The sequence below is a fragment of the Brevibacterium sp. NPDC056726 genome (assembly GCF_042790515.1).
Lineage (GTDB): Bacteria > Actinomycetota > Actinomycetes > Actinomycetales > Brevibacteriaceae > Brevibacterium > Brevibacterium sanguinis.
Window position 1 is genome coordinate 269,184 of record NZ_JBHTYZ010000002.1, and the last position, 16,031, is coordinate 285,214.

Annotated in this window: 17 protein-coding genes; 6 read left to right on the forward strand and 11 right to left on the reverse strand. The window is 68.2% G+C overall.

Annotated features, from left to right (window positions below; all coding sequences use genetic code 11):
• Positions 1-31: 31 nt before the first annotated feature.
• On the reverse strand, positions 32-709 hold the full coding sequence (locus ACFQ91_RS04645; protein ID WP_376872170.1) for a Maf family protein: 678 nt from the start codon (positions 707-709) through the stop codon (positions 32-34).
• Complete coding sequence (locus ACFQ91_RS04650; RefSeq protein WP_376872173.1) at positions 706-1,674, reverse strand: SGNH/GDSL hydrolase family protein; 969 nt, start codon at positions 1,672-1,674, stop codon at positions 706-708. Before ACFQ91_RS04650 ends, ACFQ91_RS04645 begins: the two co-directional genes overlap by 4 nt.
• 66 nt (positions 1,675-1,740) lie before the next feature.
• On the opposite strand from ACFQ91_RS04650, the gene ACFQ91_RS04655 reads away from it, so the two are divergent.
• Complete coding sequence (locus tag ACFQ91_RS04655; RefSeq protein WP_376872176.1) at positions 1,741-3,153, forward strand: AI-2E family transporter; 1,413 nt, start codon at positions 1,741-1,743, stop codon at positions 3,151-3,153.
• Between the two features lie 127 nt (positions 3,154-3,280).
• Here the strand turns inward: ACFQ91_RS04655 and greA are convergent, their stop codons facing one another.
• Together greA and ACFQ91_RS04665 are read right to left on the reverse strand one after the other, a co-directional pair.
• Positions 3,281-3,775, reverse strand: a complete 495-nt coding sequence (gene greA, locus ACFQ91_RS04660; RefSeq protein WP_137824722.1) for a transcription elongation factor GreA — start codon at positions 3,773-3,775, stop codon at positions 3,281-3,283.
• A gap of 254 nt (positions 3,776-4,029) precedes the next feature.
• Positions 4,030-4,452: a DUF4307 domain-containing protein gene (locus ACFQ91_RS04665; RefSeq protein ID WP_344251257.1), complete on the reverse strand. Its 423-nt coding sequence runs from the start codon at positions 4,450-4,452 to the stop codon at positions 4,030-4,032.
• Positions 4,453-4,576: 124 nt separating this feature from the next.
• On the opposite strand from ACFQ91_RS04665, the gene mca reads away from it, so the two are divergent.
• Positions 4,577-5,560 (forward strand): mycothiol conjugate amidase Mca, encoded by a 984-nt coding sequence (gene mca / locus ACFQ91_RS04670; protein ID WP_376872180.1) that lies wholly within the window; start codon positions 4,577-4,579, stop codon positions 5,558-5,560.
• On the forward strand, positions 5,557-5,922 hold the full coding sequence (locus tag ACFQ91_RS04675; protein WP_376872183.1) for a hypothetical protein: 366 nt from the start codon (positions 5,557-5,559) through the stop codon (positions 5,920-5,922). The genes mca and ACFQ91_RS04675 overlap by 4 nt, the downstream gene beginning before the upstream one ends.
• A 149-nt stretch (positions 5,923-6,071) precedes the next feature.
• On the opposite strand, the gene ACFQ91_RS04680 is transcribed toward ACFQ91_RS04675, so the two are convergent.
• Positions 6,072-6,845, reverse strand: coding sequence for a hemolysin III family protein (locus ACFQ91_RS04680; RefSeq protein ID WP_376872186.1), 774 nt, complete (start codon positions 6,843-6,845; stop codon positions 6,072-6,074).
• Positions 6,846-7,021: 176 nt separating this feature from the next.
• Between ACFQ91_RS04680 and ACFQ91_RS04685 the strand changes: the two genes are divergently transcribed.
• Positions 7,022-7,783, forward strand: a complete 762-nt coding sequence (locus ACFQ91_RS04685; RefSeq protein WP_269780020.1) for an isoprenyl transferase — start codon at positions 7,022-7,024, stop codon at positions 7,781-7,783.
• 43 nt (positions 7,784-7,826) lie between these two features.
• Here ACFQ91_RS04685 and ACFQ91_RS04690 read toward each other — a convergent pair whose 3' ends face one another.
• A complete protein-coding gene (locus tag ACFQ91_RS04690) occupies positions 7,827-8,555 on the reverse strand; it encodes a class I SAM-dependent methyltransferase (protein ID WP_376872191.1) in 729 nt (242 codons plus the stop codon).
• Between the two features lie 175 nt (positions 8,556-8,730).
• Here ACFQ91_RS04690 and ACFQ91_RS04695 point away from each other — a divergent pair, with 175 nt between their 5' ends.
• Positions 8,731-10,038: a PhoH family protein gene (locus ACFQ91_RS04695; protein WP_344251252.1), complete on the forward strand. Its 1,308-nt coding sequence runs from the start codon at positions 8,731-8,733 to the stop codon at positions 10,036-10,038.
• Positions 10,039-10,115: 77 nt separating this feature from the next.
• Here ACFQ91_RS04695 and ACFQ91_RS04700 read toward each other — a convergent pair whose 3' ends face one another.
• The 3 genes from ACFQ91_RS04700 to glpX form a co-directional block, all read right to left on the reverse strand.
• A complete protein-coding gene (locus ACFQ91_RS04700; RefSeq protein ID WP_137824715.1) occupies positions 10,116-11,519 on the reverse strand; it encodes a class II fumarate hydratase in 1,404 nt (467 codons plus the stop codon).
• A gap of 80 nt (positions 11,520-11,599) precedes the next feature.
• A complete protein-coding gene (locus tag ACFQ91_RS04705; RefSeq protein WP_137824714.1) occupies positions 11,600-12,226 on the reverse strand; it encodes a carbonic anhydrase in 627 nt (208 codons plus the stop codon).
• Between the two features lie 108 nt (positions 12,227-12,334).
• Positions 12,335-13,459 carry a class II fructose-bisphosphatase gene (gene glpX / locus ACFQ91_RS04710; RefSeq protein ID WP_137824713.1) on the reverse strand — a complete coding sequence of 375 codons (1,125 nt, stop codon included), beginning with the start codon at positions 13,457-13,459 and terminating at the stop codon, positions 12,335-12,337.
• Positions 13,460-13,726: 267 nt separating this feature from the next.
• On the opposite strand from glpX, the gene ACFQ91_RS04715 reads away from it, so the two are divergent.
• Positions 13,727-14,296: a DUF4245 family protein gene (locus ACFQ91_RS04715; protein WP_137824712.1), complete on the forward strand. Its 570-nt coding sequence runs from the start codon at positions 13,727-13,729 to the stop codon at positions 14,294-14,296.
• 28 nt (positions 14,297-14,324) lie between these two features.
• On the opposite strand, the gene ACFQ91_RS04720 is transcribed toward ACFQ91_RS04715, so the two are convergent.
• Both ACFQ91_RS04720 and xseA read right to left on the reverse strand, forming a co-directional pair.
• Complete coding sequence (locus ACFQ91_RS04720) at positions 14,325-14,561, reverse strand: exodeoxyribonuclease VII small subunit (protein ID WP_344251250.1); 237 nt, start codon at positions 14,559-14,561, stop codon at positions 14,325-14,327.
• Positions 14,562-14,563: 2 nt separating this feature from the next.
• Positions 14,564-15,865 (reverse strand): exodeoxyribonuclease VII large subunit, encoded by a 1,302-nt coding sequence (gene xseA, locus ACFQ91_RS04725; RefSeq protein WP_376872430.1) that lies wholly within the window; start codon positions 15,863-15,865, stop codon positions 14,564-14,566.
• Positions 15,866-16,031: the final 166 nt, after the last annotated feature.

The following is a 16,031-nucleotide window of genomic DNA, read 5'->3' on the forward strand; positions in this document are numbered from 1 at the left end:
CGCCGGGCGTGTCCGCTCGACCGCTTCGAGTCTAGTCCCGGACGGACCAGAAATCGGGCCAGAACAGGCCCATGTCACGCGCGAGATCCCTCACAACCGGCAGGCTGAGCCCGAGCACCGTGAGATGGTCCCCGTCGAGCCGGTCGACGAAGGCACCGCCGAAGCCGTCGATCGTCAGGGCGCCGGCGACGTGGAAGGGCTCCTCCGTGGCGATGTAGGCCTCGAGCTCCTCCGGGGTGGGGGTGCCGATGAGCACCGAGGTGGCCGACCGCTGCGAGCGGAGGTCGCGGAGCCGGAAGGGCGCGGCGAGGTCGGAGCGGTCGAGCAGCGCAAGCGAGTGACCGCTGTGCAGCGTCGTCCAGGCGCCGGCCATCGACGCCCAGATCTCGCGCGTGCGCTCCGGTGTGCCCGGTTTCCCGATCGCCGCGCCGTCGTGTTCGAGCAGGGAATCGCCGGCGATGACGACGCAGGTCAGGGCCCCGCGCAGCGATTCGGGCAGGTCGGCGGCAGGCATCGTCTCGAGTCGGGCGACGACCGCCCGGGCCTTCGCCGCGGAGAGCTCCGTCGTCAGGTCCCCGACGGACCCGGTGAAGGACTCCTCGATCGCGCGCTCGTCGACCTCGGAGACGATGACGGTGGGGTCGATGCCCGAGGCGGCGAGGATCTGCCGGCGGGAGGGGGACTGGGAGGCGAGGACGACCGGGATCACGGGGCCGTGCCCTCGGAGGCCGGCGGCGTGGGGTCGGCGGGTGCGGTCGCAGACGCGTCCTCGTCGGCCGCGCTGCTGTGTCCTGGGACAGGGTCGGCAGGCTCTTCGCGCGTGTCGTCGGGGATGTCCTGCGAGCGGTCGACGGCGATGGGGGCGGCGATGCGCTCGGCGATCGCGGCGAGCACCGTCGACGCGAGCTGGGCATAGCCGAGGGCGCTGGGGAACCGGCCGGACTCGTTGAGCAGCGACTTCCGGGTCGTGCCCGTCAGCGATCCGGTGGCGAGCAGCGGCACCGCGCGGGCCGACAGGGCCGCCAGCCACTGCGAGCCGGCGAGCACGCGGGACGAGCGCCGCAGCGTCGTCTTCAGCGGGTCGCGCAGCCCCGGAAGACCGCCGAGGTTGGGGCAGACGAGGACGAACACCGTGTACCGGCCCTCGCGTTGGAGCCGGTTGATCGCCTGGGTGAGCGCCGGCACGCCGATCGGCCCGTGGATGGGATGGATGACGTCGCCGGTGCCGATCGAGATGATCGCGAAACGGCGGTCCTGGGTCCACGACTCCGCGCCCTGCCGGGCGAGTCGGGACGAGCGGAGGATCTCATCGACCTGTGCCGAGAGCTGATCCGACAGCGCCGAAGGGCGGGCGGTCGACTCCACCCGGACCGTGGTCCCGAGCAGTCTGGCCAGACCGCGGGCGATGAGCATGGCAGGGGTCTGGGCGGGATCGTCGATGTCGACGCCGCACAGCCACGAATCGCCGATGACGGCGAGGGAGGCCACATCCCCGTCATCGGCGCCCGGTGGAGGGACATCCTCGGCGACGGTGATGTGGCGACGGTCGGCGTCGGCGTCGAACCCCCGACGCAGGGACGAGGCCTGGTGGCGGAGCAGGCCGGCGGCCGATGCGCCGATGCCGACAGCCGCCCCTGTCATGGTGGCGGCTGCGTAGAAGATGCGCTTTCTCACAAAGAATCCCTTCCTGTGCTGTCATCATTCCACCTCACAGGCATGCTCAACAACTATTGTTGGAGCATGTCAGACAACGAGAACACCGAATCCCGATTCCGGTTGAAGGGGGCATGGAACTCCGCCCGCGGAGATCGCAGCCGCTCTCGCCGGAGCAATGACGACGAAGCGGTGCGCGCCGGGGACGTCAGCGCCACCGACGTCGCGCACGCTCGCCTCGACGCCAATTCCGAACCGTACGTCTCCCCGGGCCTGCGAGTCGCCGCCGCGTGGTCATGGCGCTCGATCGTCGTCCTCGTCGGCATCGGCGTGGCCTTCTGGCTGCTGTCGAAGGTCTGGGACGTCCTCCTGCCCGTGCTCATCGCGCTGCTGCTGGCGGCACTGCTCGGTCCGCTCACCGATTGGCTCGCGAAGCGGATGCCGCGCGGTCTCGCCGCCACCATCTCCTTCGTCGGCTTCATCGTCGTCGTCGGGCTCTTCACCCTCGTCGGACAGCAGATCTACTCCGGCATGCCCGACCTCATCGATCAGGTCATCACCGGGTTCTCGAGCATCAGCGACTGGCTCGCGCACAATCCGTTCGGCATCGACTCGGGAACGATCTCGACCTACATCGACGACGCGGTCCAGTCGGCGACCCAGTTCCTCCAGAACAACGGCTCGCAGCTGCTCGGCGGAGCGGTCCAGGCGACCACCTCGGTGGGGTCGTTCCTCGCCGGTCTCCTCATGACCCTGTTCGCGACGTTCTTCTTCCTCTACGACGGCAAGCGCATCTTCGGGTGGGTCGCGAACCTCCTCCCGATCCCCGCCCAGCCGGTCGCGATCGGCGCCGCCCGTCGCGGGTGGACGACGCTGACGCAGTACGTGCGTGTGCAGATCCTCGTCGCCGCCGTCGATGCGATCGGCATCGGCATCGGCGCCGCGATCCTCGGCGTGCCGCTCGTCATCCCGATGACGCTGCTCGTCTTCCTCTCCTCGTTCGTCCCGATCGTCGGTGCCGTCGCCTCGGGCATCGTCGCCGTCGTCGTCGCACTGGTGTCGAACGGGCTCGTCTCGGCGATCATCATGCTCGCAGTCGTCATCGGCGTCCAACAGCTCGAAGGCCATGTCCTCCAGCCGTTCCTCATGGGCAAGGCCGTCTCCGTCCACCCGCTGGCCGTCGTCCTCGCCGTGGCCGCCGGCGGCTTCCTCTTCGGCATCGTCGGCGCCCTCTTCGCGGTTCCGCTCGTCGCCGTGCTCAACACCGTCGTCAGCTACATCGTCCACGCCAACGGTCCGCGGGGAGGTGCGGCACCCCCGGAGGAGAGACCGGACACCGCCGAGGCGGACGCCGTCCTCGACTCCGCACAGTCCAAGGTCGAGGCGGCCGAGGCCAAGAGTGCGGCTGAGGGCCGTGACACGGCCGAGCCCGAGGATCTCCCCGGATCGGAGACCCCGAGCGATCGCAGCGAGACCGGCCGCGACGATCCTCAGCGCTGAGTCCGCCCGGTGCTGAGCGGCGTCGACCGCTTCGCACCCTGTCCTCGCGCGAGGTCCTGACGCAGACAGACCGGTGGCCGGGTGCATGATGCACCCGGCCACCGGTCTGTCTGGTTCGCTGTCGGTCTCAGCCGGAGAAGGCCTCGATGTCGACGACCTCGACGGAGATCTCCTTGCCGTTGGGGGCCTCGTAGCTCGTCTTGTCGCCGACGGCGACGCCGAGCACGGCCGCACCGAGCGGAGACTTCTCCGAGAACACGTCGATGTCGGAATCGCCGGCGATCTCGCGGCTGCCGAGCAGGAAGCGCATCTCGTTGCCGGCGACCTTCGCGGTCACGACGGACCCGGGGGACACCGTCTTGCCGTCGCTCTCGCTCTCTCCGACCTTCGCGGACCGGAGCAGCTGTTCGAGCTGGCGAATGCGGGCCTCCTGCTTGCCCTGCTCTTCGCGCGCCGCGTGATAGCCGCCGTTCTCCTTCAAGTCACCCTCGTCGCGGGCGGCTTCGATTTTCTCAGCAATCTCTGCACGTCCCGGTCCGGAGAGGTGTTCCAGTTCCTTCGACAGGCGGTCGAAGGCTTCCTGTGTCAACCATGTCTCTTCCTGGGTGACATCCTCGGTCATGACTTCTCCTTCTTCGGTTCGGTGCACTGACGGCATGTCAGGCAACGAAAAACCGGGCGTGGGGTACGCCCGGGTGGTGAATGAAACTACAGTCTAACGCATCTGCGGCGAAATACGATGATCTGGATCACCATCCGGACACTGAGATCGTCCACGTCAGACCGCCTCGGCGAGGAATCAATGGGAACAGGTGACCTTGCGGCTCCGGCGCGGCGTGGACGAATCCCGGTCGTTCGCGCTCAGTGCCGGCCGGCTCACTCGAACCAGCAGGCGTCGGCGTGTCCCGAGGCAGCGAGCTGCGTCGTCGCGAGGGTGACGTCGATCTGCTTGGGCGAGGTGGGGTCGGCCTGCGGGTCGGCCTCGAGGCTGACCTCGGTGAAGCCGACGATCGCCTCGCGGTCGTTCGTCGCCTGCACGATGCAGTGCACACTGCGGGTCTGATCAGGGTAGATGGCGACGCTGACCTCAGTCGTCGCGGAATCGACGATCGCATAGTTGAGCGTCCGGGGGTCCGTGGGCTCCTGCGACGGCTGGAAGTTGATGACGCCGATGACGACGACGGCGACGGCGATGACCGCTGCGCCGATGATCGTGGCCCGGCGGCTGAGGCGGCGCTGCGGTGTGCGGCTGCGGCCGTACCGGTCGCTCTGGGGGTCTGCGGCTGTAACCTCAGTCATTGAATTCCTCATCTGTCAGTCTCGCGCACTAACCTAGAGTAGTCGATCCGAGTTCTGCGATCATGTCCACGGGCACGCGGAGTGAGGAACGGCTCACGGCGAATCGAAAGGGATCTTCCGAGAAATGACTGCGCTTCCATATGAGGGTCTGCGTCTGCTGGCAGTTCACGCCCACCCCGACGACGAGTCGTCGAAGGGGGCCGCGACGAGCGCGAAGTACGCGGATCTCGGCGCGCGCGTCCTCATCGCCTCGATGACCGGGGGAGAGGCCGGCGACATCCTCAATCCGGCGCTCCTCCAATCGCCCAAGGCCACCCGCGACATCGCGGGACTGCGCCGTGAGGAGATGGCGGCCGCCGCTGCCGCGCTCGGCGCCGAGCACGTGTGGGTCGGTCACGTCGATTCGGGTCTGCCCGACGCCGACTTCGAGAACCAGACGCCGCCCGGCTGCTTCTACCGGGTGCCCGACGAGATCGCGATGCTGCCTCTCGTCCACATCATCCGGCAGTTCCGGCCCCAGGTGGTCACGACCTACGACGAGCTCGGCGGCTACCCGCACCCCGACCACATCAAGAACCACGCGGTGACGATGGCCGCCGTCGAGGCCGCCGCCGATCCGCAGGCCTACCCCGAGCTCGGCGAGCCGTGGCAGGTGCAGAAGGTCTACTACAACCAGGACCTCTCGGCGAAGAAGTGGATCACGATCCACGAGAAGATGACCGAGGCCGGTCTCGAGTCGCCGTTCGCCGACCATATCGAGGACTTCAGGAAGCGCGATGCCGAACGCGTCAACTGGCTGTCGACGCGCATCGACTGCGTTGAGTACTTCGACGCCCGTGATCGCGCCCTGCTCTCCCACGCCACCCAGATCGATCCCGAGGGCGGGTTCTTCTCCGCCTCGCGGGTCGCGGCCCGGAAGTACTGGCCGACCGAGGAGTTCGAGCTCGCCGTCGACCGCACCGACCGGCCGCCGCTGACGCCGGGCGTCGACTTCCAGGAGTCCGATCTCTTCGCCGGCGTCCGACGCGACGACGGCAGCACGGTCCCGGCCGAGGGCATGCTCCCGGCCTCACCCTCCGTCGACGAATACCAGGGAGAGAGCGCATGAGCGTCATGGCAACCGAGTCGAGCCTGTCAGCGGTCGCGGTGCTCGCGGCGACGGGGACGGCGACCCCGTCGGGTGGGCCCGATCCCGACCTCGTCACGCCCGGCACGATCGGCTTCCTCACGACGTTCGCGATCGTCGTCGTCGCGATCTTCCTCATCCGCGACGCCCTCAAGCGCGTCCGCCGGGTGCGGGCGCGGTCCCGAGCCAGCGACGCCTACCCGATCCCGCTGCGCAAGTACGCGGTGCCCAACCAGTCGAAGCTCTCCGGGGCCAACGCCCCCGAGGCCACCGGTGACGCCTCCGAGTCCGACCAGGCCGATGCCGATGGTGGAACCGAGGAGACCCGGAAGCAGGACGGCTGAACCGCTGAGAGGCCGGGGTGAGTGCCCATCCCAGCGTCACCGGCAGTCCACAGCGCCGGATCCGATGATCGCCGAGGCGGTCGCCGGGTCCGGCGCTGTTGTGTGCGCTGAGTGCTCGGCCGGCGCGGCGCAGGCGCGGCCGCCGGCGCTCAGTAGGCGGCGACGGCCGCGACGAGGAGCGCGGCGAGGTGACAGCCGTAGCCGGCGATCGTGAGGATGTGGAAGATCTCATGGAACCCGAGCCACCTCGGTGCCGGGTTGGGCCGTTTGATGCCGTAGATGACGGCACCGGCGATGTAGCAGACGCCGCCGACGACGATGAGGATGCCGACGGCCGGGATCGTCGCCCAGATCTGCGGGATGTAGCCGACTCCGGCGACGCCGAAGAAGACGTAGACGGGGACGAAGAGCCACCTCGGCGCGGTCGTGAAGATCGTCCGGAACGCCACCCCGAGGGCCGCGGCGCCCCAGAGCACCGAGAGCAGGAGGATCGCCTGGTCCGGTCGGAGCATGAGGACGGCGAGCGGGGTGTAGGTGCCGGCGGTGATGAGGAAGATGTTCGCGTGGTCGAGACGGCGGAGGATGAGGCGGGCGCGGGTCCGCCAGCGGCCGCGGTGATAGACCGCGGAGGTGCCGAAGAGGAGCATCCCGGTGACGGCGAAGACCGAGGCCGCCAGCCGCGATTCGATCGTCGGGGAGATGATGACGAGGGCGAACCCGCCGATCATCGCCAGCGGGAACGCTCCGGCATGGAACCAGCCGCGCAGCTTCGGCTTGACCTGTCCGGCGAGTTTGCCGAGCTCCGAGCGCAGCGCGGTGCGGCGCCGGGCGATGTGCACGGGATACGCGCCGCCGGAGCGGGGCTGGCGGTCCGGCGAATCGGGACGGTCGAGCGCTGGCGGATCCGTGACGGGAGCGTTCATGGCTTCAATCTACTGGCTTCTCCTGGCAGGATCCCCAGCGGCTCATGTGCCGGTCGTGGCAGTTCTGCGCTGACCTCGGAGAGTCATCGGCTGAGACCGACCGCAGGTGAGGCGGTCGGAGGATAGTACTCTGGATGATGTTCGACCGACCGGGACTGCAGGAGAAAGAAGGCGACGTGGCACGACCGCTGAGCTTGCTCTACCGCCTCTACGAGCGGAGACTCCTGCGCGAGCTCGACACCTCGGTGCCCGTGCCCCGGCACGTCGGGGTCATCACCGACGGCAACCGCCGCTGGGCGAAGGAGTTCGGGGCGACGACCGCCGACGGCCACCGCGCCGGGGCCGACAAGATCGTCGAATTCCTCGGCTGGTGCACGGAGGTCGACGTCGAGATCGTCACCCTCTACGTGCTCTCGAAGGAGAACCTCGCCCGCTCGGCCGACGAGGTGGCCGTGCTCATCGAGATCATCTCCGACATGGTCGAGCGGATCGCGAAGCTCGACGGGGTGTGGGTCCAGCTCGTCGGCGACCTCGACATCCTGCCGCCCGACCTGCGCGCCCGCCTCGAGGCCGCGGCGTCCTCGGACGGACGCGGGATGCGGGTCAACGTCGCCGTCGGCTACGGGGGGCGGCAGGAGATCGTCAACGCCGTGAAGTCCCTGCTGCGGACCCGGACCGACGACGGCGTCGACCTCGAGACGATCATCGCCGAGCTCTCACCCGAGCAGATCGGGGCGCACCTCTACACGAAGGGCCAGCCCGACCCGGACCTCATCATCCGCTCCTCGGGCGAACAGCGGCTCTCCGGATTCCTCATGTGGCAGAGCGCGTACTCGGAGTTCTACTTCTGCGAAACCTATTGGCCCGACTTCCGGCGCACCGACTTCCTTCGCGCGGTCCGCGACTACGGGCTGCGCCAGCGGCGCTTCGGCCGGTAGACGCCGAGTCCCGGGCCCGACACCTCGTCCATTACTGCCTGGCTCAGCGCTTCTGCGCGAGAAACACCCATTCGGCACCGGGACGGTCCGGTGCGTCCCGGATGTCGCGGACGGCGAAGCCGGCGGCCTCGAGCGCCGAGGCGACCTCTCCCTGCTCATGGAACCGCAGCCGGGAGCGCGAGCCGATGACGTCGCCGGTGGCCGCGAAGCGGTAGAGGTGGGAGAAGGAGACGAACGGCAGGTCGACCTGGCCCAGTGCCAGGGTCTCGGTGACCTCGCCGATGCCGTCGACGTCGAGGGTGCGCGGCTGGCGTCGTCCCCACGCCTCCCAGGCCCGGACGGCGGGGTCGCGGGTCTCGACGACGAGGTGACCACCGGAGCGCAGGCCGCGGGCGCAGTCGGCGAACGCGGCGCGCAAGTCGTCGAGGCCGAGGAAGACCTGGGCGACGTTACCGGTCATCGTCACGAGATCGGCGGCAGCGGTGGGGATGTCCGCGGCGGTGCCGACGCGGTGATCGATACTCAGCCCCTCCTCGGCGGCGTGCGCCTTCGCGAGATCGATCGAGGCCCGGGCCGGATCGATGCCGAGGACGTCGCGGCCGGTGCGGGCGAGCCTGCGGGCGAGCACACCGGTGCCGCACCCGAGGTCGATGACCGCCGATGCCGCGACCTCCTCGGCGAGTGAGGTGTAGAGGTCGAGATCGTCGCGGGGAGCCTCGAAGGCATCGTAGACGGCGACGAGCTGCGGGTTCTCGAAGATCGCATCGGCCATGGGCCGAAACTATCACCCATCCCATTCATGCGAAGCTCATGACGCGGATGCGCGTGCCGGTACCGGGACACGCCCGAGACCGGGGTTAGGTTGGCTGTAGTTGGTCGACACCAACCCGGGGTTCGGGGGATGTCAGGACTTGGACCTCGGCGCTACGCACGCAACAGGGGTCCTCATGGCCGAAAAGGTCCACACATACGTTCTCGACACCTCGGTGCTTCTCTCGGATCCGGGAGCACTGCTGAGATTCGCAGAGCATCACATCGTCATCCCGCTCGTCGTGGTCTCGGAGCTCGAGGCGAAACGGCACCATCCTGAACTCGGGTTCACCGCCCGCAAGGCCCTCCACATCCTCGACGACTTCCGCTCCGACTACGACCGTCTCGACGAGCCGATCCCCGTCGGCGACGCCGGGGGCACGGTGCGCGTCGAACTCAACCACATCGACGCCTCGACGATGCCCGTCGGATTCGACCGGTCGGAGAACGACACGCGGATCCTCGCGGTCGCGCGCAACCTCGCCGCGGAGGGCCACGACGTCGTCGTCGTGACTAAGGATGTGCCGATGCGCGTCAAGGCCTCAGCGCTCGGCCTCCAGGCCGAGGAGTACCTGGCCGAACTCGCCACTGATTCGGGTTTCACGGGGATGAGCGAACTCGCGCTCGGCGATGAGGAGATGTCGGAGTTCTACGACTCAGGGTCGATCCAGACCGATGCGGTGGCCGACGAGGTCGTCAACACCGGCGTCGTCATCACCTCACCGCGGGGATCGGCTCTCGGCCGGGTGCGGGCGAACAACACGGTCAGCCTCGTGCGCGGGGATCGGGACATCTTCGGCGTCCACGGGCGGTCGGCCGAGCAGCGGGTGGCCATCGACATGCTGCTCGACGACGAGCTGGGCATCGTGTCGCTGGGAGGGCGAGCCGGAACGGGGAAGTCCGCGCTCGCTCTCATGGCGGGGCTGCAGAAGGTGCTCGAGGAGAACAAGCACTCGAAGATCATGGTCTTCCGCCCGCTCTACGCCGTCGGCGGCCAGAACCTCGGCTACCTGCCCGGCAGCGAGGGGGAGAAGATGAACCCCTGGGCCGAGGCGGTCTTCGACACGCTCAGCGCGCTGGTGAGCAAGAACGTCATCGACGAGGTCGTCAACCGGGGGATCCTCGAGGTGCTGCCGCTCACGCACATCCGCGGCCGGTCGCTCCACGATGCTTTCGTCATCGTCGATGAGGCGCAGTCGCTCGAACGCAATGTGCTGCTCACTGTGCTCTCGCGCATCGGGATGAATTCGAAGGTCGTGCTCACCCACGATGTCGCGCAGCGGGACAACCTGCGGGTGGGGCGCCATGACGGGATCGCCGCGGTCATCGAGAAGCTCAAGGGCCACGACCTCTTCTCGCACGTCACGCTCACCCGTTCGGAGCGCTCGGACATCGCCGCCCTCGTCACCGACGTCCTCGAGGAGTTCGACCCGTTCCGGTCCTAGGGTGTGCTCAGACGCGACAGCGCCCGCCGCCGGTCGGTGGTGACCGGCGGCGGGCGCTGTGCGGTGAGCGGGTCACCTCACTTGTAGGTGCCGATCATCGTCATGACGTCGAGCGCCTTGTCGAGGTCGGCCTCGGTGATCGAGCCGTTCTCGACGAAGCCGAGGTCGATCGTAGCCTCCTTGACGGTCATCTTGTTCGCGACCGCGTGCTTGGCGATCTTCGCGGCGTTCTCGTAGCCGATGACCTTGTTGAGCGGGGTGACGATCGACGGGGACGCCTCGGCGAGGAAGCGCGCCCGCTCGACGTTCGCGGTCAGTCCGTCGATCATCTTCTCCGCCATCACCGTCGAGGCGTTGGCGAGCAGGCGGATCGACTCGAGGAGGTTCGAGGCCATGACGGGGATGCCGACGTTGAGCTCGAACGCGCCGTTCGTCGACGACAGGGCCACGGTCGTGTCGTTGCCGATGACCTGGGCTGCGACCTGGATCGTCGCCTCGCAGATGACCGGGTTGACCTTGCCGGGCATGATCGAGGAGCCGGGCTGGAGGTCGGGGATGGCGATCTCGCCGAGGCCGGTGTTCGGTCCCGAGCCCATCCACCGCAGGTCGTTGCAGATCTTCATGTAGCCGTAGGCGATCGTGCGCAGCTGACCCGAGGCCTCGATGAGGCCGTCGCGGTTGGCCTGGGCCTCGAAGTGGTTGCGGGCCTCGGTGATCGGCAGGCCGGTCTCCTCAGCGAGGATCTCGACGACGCGCGAGGAGAACCCGTCAGGGGTGTTGATGCCGGTGCCCACGGCGGTTCCGCCCTGCGGCACCTCGGCGACGCGGGGGAGAGCCGATTCGATGCGCTCGATGCCGTAGCGGACCTGCGCGGCGTAGCCACCGAACTCCTGGCCGAGGGTGACCGGGGTGGCGTCCATGAGGTGGGTGCGCCCGGACTTGACGACCGAGGCGAACTCCTCGGCCTTCTTCTCCAGCGACGTCGCCAGCGTGTCCATGGCCGGGATGAGCGTCGTCACCAGGGCCTTCGTCACGGCGACGTGGACCGAGGTGGGGAAGACGTCGTTCGACGACTGCGAGGCGTTGACGTGGTCGTTGGGGTGGACGTCGATGCCCTTGTCGGCCAGGGCCTTCGTCGCCAGCGTCGCGAGCACCTCGTTGGTGTTCATGTTCGACGAGGTGCCGGATCCGGTCTGGAAGACGTCGATGGGGAACTGCGCATCGTGCTTGCCGGCGATGACCTCGTCGGCGGCGTTCTCGATCGCCTCGGCGCGGTCGGCGTCGAGGACGCCGAGCTCCCGGTTGGCCTTGGCCGCTGCCTTCTTCACCTGCGCGAGGGCGGCGATGTGCGCGGATTCGAGCGTCTTGCCGGAGATCGGGAAGTTCTCGACGGCCCGCTGGGTCTGCGCGCTGTAGAGAGCGTCCTTGGGAACCTTCACTTCACCCATGGTGTCGTGTTCGATGCGGAACTCTTCGCTCATGCTTGGGCACTGTCCTTTCGTGATGGTGTGTGCGGCCGCGACGTGCGGACGCCGCGGCGCCCTCACGTTCCGGCCGCGGGTCAGGAGGCGTACGTCGAGACCGCGGCCTCGTCGCCTCCGTACTGGGCGACGACGGTCGTGTGACCGTCGTGGAGCTGGTAGGTCATGCCGACGATGATGAGTCGGCCCTCCTCGACGGCGCGGGAGATCAGCGTGGAGAGCTGCATGATCTTCTCGACCGTGTCGATGGTGTTCTGCACGACCGTCTCATTGACGGTGGTGCGGTGGTTCTTCCGCGCCCGGGCCACGGTCGGGAGGATGCGGGCGACGACGTCGGAGATGAACCCCGGCGGGGTCTCCCCGGTGTCGTAGGCGTTGTAGGCCGCCGTCACTGCCCCGCAGCTGTCGTGGCCGAGGACGACGAGCAGGGGAGTGCCGAGCATTTCGACCCCGTACTCGAGCGAACCGAGGGTGACGGGGTCGATGACCTGTCCGGCGTTGCGCACGACGAACATGTCACCGATCCCGACGTCGAAGATCATCTCCGCGGCCACTCGGGAGTCGGCGCAGCCGAAGAGGGTGACGAACGGCTTCTGGTCCGCCGTCACCGCCTCGCGGCGGGCCGTGTCCTGGTTGGGATGTTCGGGTTCGTCGTTGACGAACCGGCGGTTGCCTTCCTGCAAGCGCTTCCAAGCCTGATTGGGCATTGCGTCCTGACCTGCTTCCCTGGGCCGGTGATGGTGGAGCGAGCGGCATCGCACCCGCTGTGTCTGGGACCGGCGCCGGGGAGGCCGGCGCCGGTGATGGAGTTCGGGTCAGACGAGTCCGCGGCGGGCGGCCTCTTCGGCGGCCTCGACGTAGGAGTGGGTCTTCGCCGACTGGTGTTCGGCGAAGACCGAGCGCACGGTGCCGGACTTCGACCGCATGACGAGCGAATGCGTCGAGACGTGGCTGCCGTGGAACTTCACGCCGTCGAGCAGGTCGCCCTGGGTGATGCCGGTGGCGACGAAGTAGCAGTTGTCCCCGGTCACGAGGTCATCGGTGCCGAGCACCTGGTCGATGTCGAGGCCGGCCTTCGCCGCGGCTTCGCGCTCGCTGTCGTCCTGCGGCCACAGGCGGCCCTGGATGACTCCGCCGAGGGCCTTGATCGCACACGCGGTGATGATGCCCTCGGGGGTGCCGCCGATGCCCATGAGCATGTCGACGCCCGTGTCGGGTCGGCAGGCGGCGATGGCGCCGGCGACGTCGCCGTCGGTGATGAGGCGGATGCGCGCGCCGGCGGCGCGGATCTCCGCGATCGTCTTCTCGTGGCGGGGGCGGTCGAGGATCATCACCGTCACCGAGGCGGGATCCTTCGTTCCCTTCGCCTTGGCGACGCGGCGGATGTTCTCCGCGATCGGCAGGCGCAGGTCGACGGCGTCGGCGGCGGCTGGCCCGGTGACGAGCTTCTCCATGTAGAACACGGCCGACGGGTCGTACATCGCGCCGTCTTCGGTCACGGCCATGACGGAGATCGCGTTGGGCATGCCGAGCGCGGTCAGGCGGGTGCCGTCGATCGGGTCGACGGCGACATCGCAGCGGGCTCCGCCGCCGTCGCCGACCTGCTCGCCGTTGAAGAGCATCGGCGCTTCGTCCTTCTCGCCTTCGCCGATGACGACGGTTCCGGCCATGCGGACGCTGGAGATGACATTGCGCATCGCGGCCACGGCCGCGCCGTCGGCGGCGTTCTTGTCCCCGCGGCCCACCCAGGGGGCGGCGGCGATGGCGGCGGCTTCGGTGACGCGCACGAGTTCGAGGGCGAGGTTGCGGTCGGGAGCATCGGCTCCGACCTGGGCCTGCTGGGACCATGCGTCGGTGACTGCGACGGGTGGCGCTTCCGCGTCCACTCGGCCCCGATCATGATGCGATTTCACGTCAACTGAATCCTGTGGGTCACTCATGCCTCCAATTGTGCCACCCTCCTCAGGTGGTCTCCGACACCTCCTCGGTGAGTGCTGACACCTCCTTGCGCGAGGAGGTGTCAGCGGAATGCGGCAGGCAGCTGAGCGCCAGGTGCCGATCGGTGCGCCCTTGCGTCGCGGGGTCAGGGGCACCGCCGATTGGCCCCCGGTGGGCCGCGCGGGGACAATGGAGGAGTGAATGTCCGTTCCACCACCGACGAAACGGGTTCCCGGCAGCAGCAGGGGACCGGCCGCGAGGGAGTTTCCATGTCCGACCAGTCCGGAGTCGTCCTTCCCGGGTCGCGGGAAGAGATGCGTCTGCTGCGGAAGAACTCGAACTGGGTGAACATGACCGTGGCGATCATGGCCTGCCTGGCTCTCGTCGGCGGTGTCCTCCTCCTCGCCCCGCAGCCGGAGGTCAACTCCGAGCGGGTCGTCGACTACCGTGCGATCGCCGAGGTGTCCCAGTCGAACACGGACTATCCCCTCGTCGTTCCCGATGTGCCCTCGGGGTGGACGTCGAATGAAGCCAACCTCGATCGCATCGGCGACACCGGTGTCACCTCGTGGTACGTCTCGTTCCTCGGGCCCGACGACCAGTGGGTGAGCATCGAGCAGGCGCAGGCGTCCCAGGCGTGGGCCGACGGCAGGGTCAAGGATGCGACTGCCGCCGAGACCGTCGATGTCAGCGGCTACACCTACCAGGTGTACCGGACCGATGATGCGAAGGTGCAGTGGGTGACGTCGAAGGGCGACGTCTTCGTCGTCATCACGGCCATCGCCACTCCGGACACGGTCAACTACTTCGCCGATCAAGTGTCAGCCGACCTCGCCTGAGCCGGCACAGCAGCTGAGGCGGGCACCGTCATTCGTCGTCGGTGCTGTCCTCGCGGGCCTTGTCGAGGCGTTCGCGCGCACCGTCGAGCCATGCCTGGCACCGATCGGCCAGCGCCTCTCCGCGTTCCCAGAGGCGCAGCGACTCCTCGAGGGGCAGGTTGCCGGCCTCGAGGCGCTTGACCGTGGTGACGAGCTCCTCACGTGCCTGTTCGTAGCTCAGCGTGCTGATGTCGGGTTCGCTCTGCTGGGTTGCGGGTTCGGTCATGGTCAGCTCCTTGTCTCTTCTGTGGCATCGTCGATGGTCGTCACCTCGGCGTCGAAGCGTCCGCGGGCGACTCTGATGTGCACGGTCGATCCGGTGTGGACTTCGTCGGCATCGCGCACCGCGTGGCCGCTGTCCGTCTGCACGACCGCGTAGCCGCGTTCAAGTGTGCGCAGCGGCGAGAGCGACCGGGCCTGCGACCGCAGGTGGTTGATCTCGTTCTGCCCCTGGTTGAGCTGACCGAACATCGCCTGCAGGCTGCGGCGCCGGAGCATGAGGAGTTCGTCCTCCCGGGCATCGACCATCGTTTGGGGCTCGGCGAGGACGGGCCGCGAGCGCACGGCGGTGAGCATCTCCTGCTCGCGGTCGATGATGCGATTGACTGCGGCATCGAGCATGGCCCGGGCATTGAGGATGCCCATGGCCTCCTCGGCGACGTCGGGGACGATGCGCTTGGCGGCATCGGTCGGTGTCGAGGCGCGGAGATCGGCGACTTCGTCGAGGATGGGACGGTCGGCTTCGTGGCCGATCGCCGAGACGACCGGTGTCTGAGCATTGGACACGGCGCGCACCAGCGCTTCGTTGGAGAACGGGAGGAGGTCCTCCATGCTGCCGCCGCCGCGGGCGATGACGATGACGTCGATCGTCGGATCCGCGTCGAGCTCGGCGAGGTTCTTCATCACTCCGGGCACGGCGTCGGGCCCCTGCACTGCGGTGTTGCGGATCTCGAATTCGGCGGCGGGCCAGCGGAGGTGGACGTTGCGCACGACGTCCTTCTGGGCGTCGGAGTCGCGTCCGGTGATGAGCCCGATGCGATTCGGGAGGAACGGCAGGCGCTTCTTGCGGGCGGGATCGAACAGGCCTTCGGCGGCGAGCTGCTTCTTCAGCCGTTCGAGACGGGCGAGGAGCTCGCCGAGCCCGACGGCGCGGATGTCGTTGGCGCGCATCGTCAGGCGGCCGGTCTTCGTCCAGAAGTCGGCCTTGAGGTTCGCGACGACATGGCTGCCTTCGGACAGCTGCGCTCCCGTGCGGTCGAGGACGTTCTTCCAGATCTGGACGGGCAGAGACATCTCGACGTCGGTGTCACGCAGCGTGAGGTAACTGGCCTTGCCGCGATGGTTGAGTTCGACGACCTGGCCTTCGATCCACACGCTCGACATGCGGTCGATGTAGGACTTCATCTTGTTCGACAGCACACTGAGCGGCCACGGGTTCTCCGCAGTGGTCTCCGCCGCCGTCGCCGGCAGCTCCTGCGGGTCGACGGACTCGCCGAGCGTCCCCGGGGTGCCGGATATTCGTTGCGCCATGTCATCTCCTTGTCCCAACCCAGCCTAACGAACGCCTCGGACATGGAGGGTCAGCGCCGCCAGGCGGGTCCCAGGCAGCCGTCGGGCAAGGCTCCTGCCTGTGGAATGGTTCACCTTTGTGGCTCACGCTCAGCCGCGACACTTAGACTGTTCCTGTGACTGCCGT

Coding starts and splice junctions, on each gene's coding strand:
- ACFQ91_RS04680 (WP_376872186.1), bottom strand. CDS start 6,845: ATGAACGCTCCCGTCACGGATCCGCCAGCGCTCGACCGTCCCGATTCG.
- ACFQ91_RS04705 (WP_137824714.1), bottom strand. CDS start 12,226: ATGCCCAATCAGGCTTGGAAGCGCTTGCAGGAAGGCAACCGCCGGTTC.
- ACFQ91_RS04675 (WP_376872183.1), top strand. CDS start 5,557: ATGAGCGTCATGGCAACCGAGTCGAGCCTGTCAGCGGTCGCGGTGCTC.
- ACFQ91_RS04700 (WP_137824715.1), bottom strand. CDS start 11,519: ATGAGCGAAGAGTTCCGCATCGAACACGACACCATGGGTGAAGTGAAG.
- ACFQ91_RS04720 (WP_344251250.1), bottom strand. CDS start 14,561: ATGACCGAACCCGCAACCCAGCAGAGCGAACCCGACATCAGCACGCTG.
- glpX (WP_137824713.1), bottom strand. CDS start 13,459: ATGAGTGACCCACAGGATTCAGTTGACGTGAAATCGCATCATGATCGG.
- greA (WP_137824722.1), bottom strand. CDS start 3,775: ATGACCGAGGATGTCACCCAGGAAGAGACATGGTTGACACAGGAAGCC.
- xseA (WP_376872430.1), bottom strand. CDS start 15,865: ATGGCGCAACGAATATCCGGCACCCCGGGGACGCTCGGCGAGTCCGTC.
- ACFQ91_RS04665 (WP_344251257.1), bottom strand. CDS start 4,452: ATGACTGAGGTTACAGCCGCAGACCCCCAGAGCGACCGGTACGGCCGC.
- ACFQ91_RS04715 (WP_137824712.1), top strand. CDS start 13,727: ATGTCCGACCAGTCCGGAGTCGTCCTTCCCGGGTCGCGGGAAGAGATG.
- ACFQ91_RS04690 (WP_376872191.1), bottom strand. CDS start 8,555: ATGGCCGATGCGATCTTCGAGAACCCGCAGCTCGTCGCCGTCTACGAT.
- ACFQ91_RS04695 (WP_344251252.1), top strand. CDS start 8,731: ATGGCCGAAAAGGTCCACACATACGTTCTCGACACCTCGGTGCTTCTC.
- mca (WP_376872180.1), top strand. CDS start 4,577: ATGACTGCGCTTCCATATGAGGGTCTGCGTCTGCTGGCAGTTCACGCC.
- ACFQ91_RS04655 (WP_376872176.1), top strand. CDS start 1,741: ATGTCAGACAACGAGAACACCGAATCCCGATTCCGGTTGAAGGGGGCA.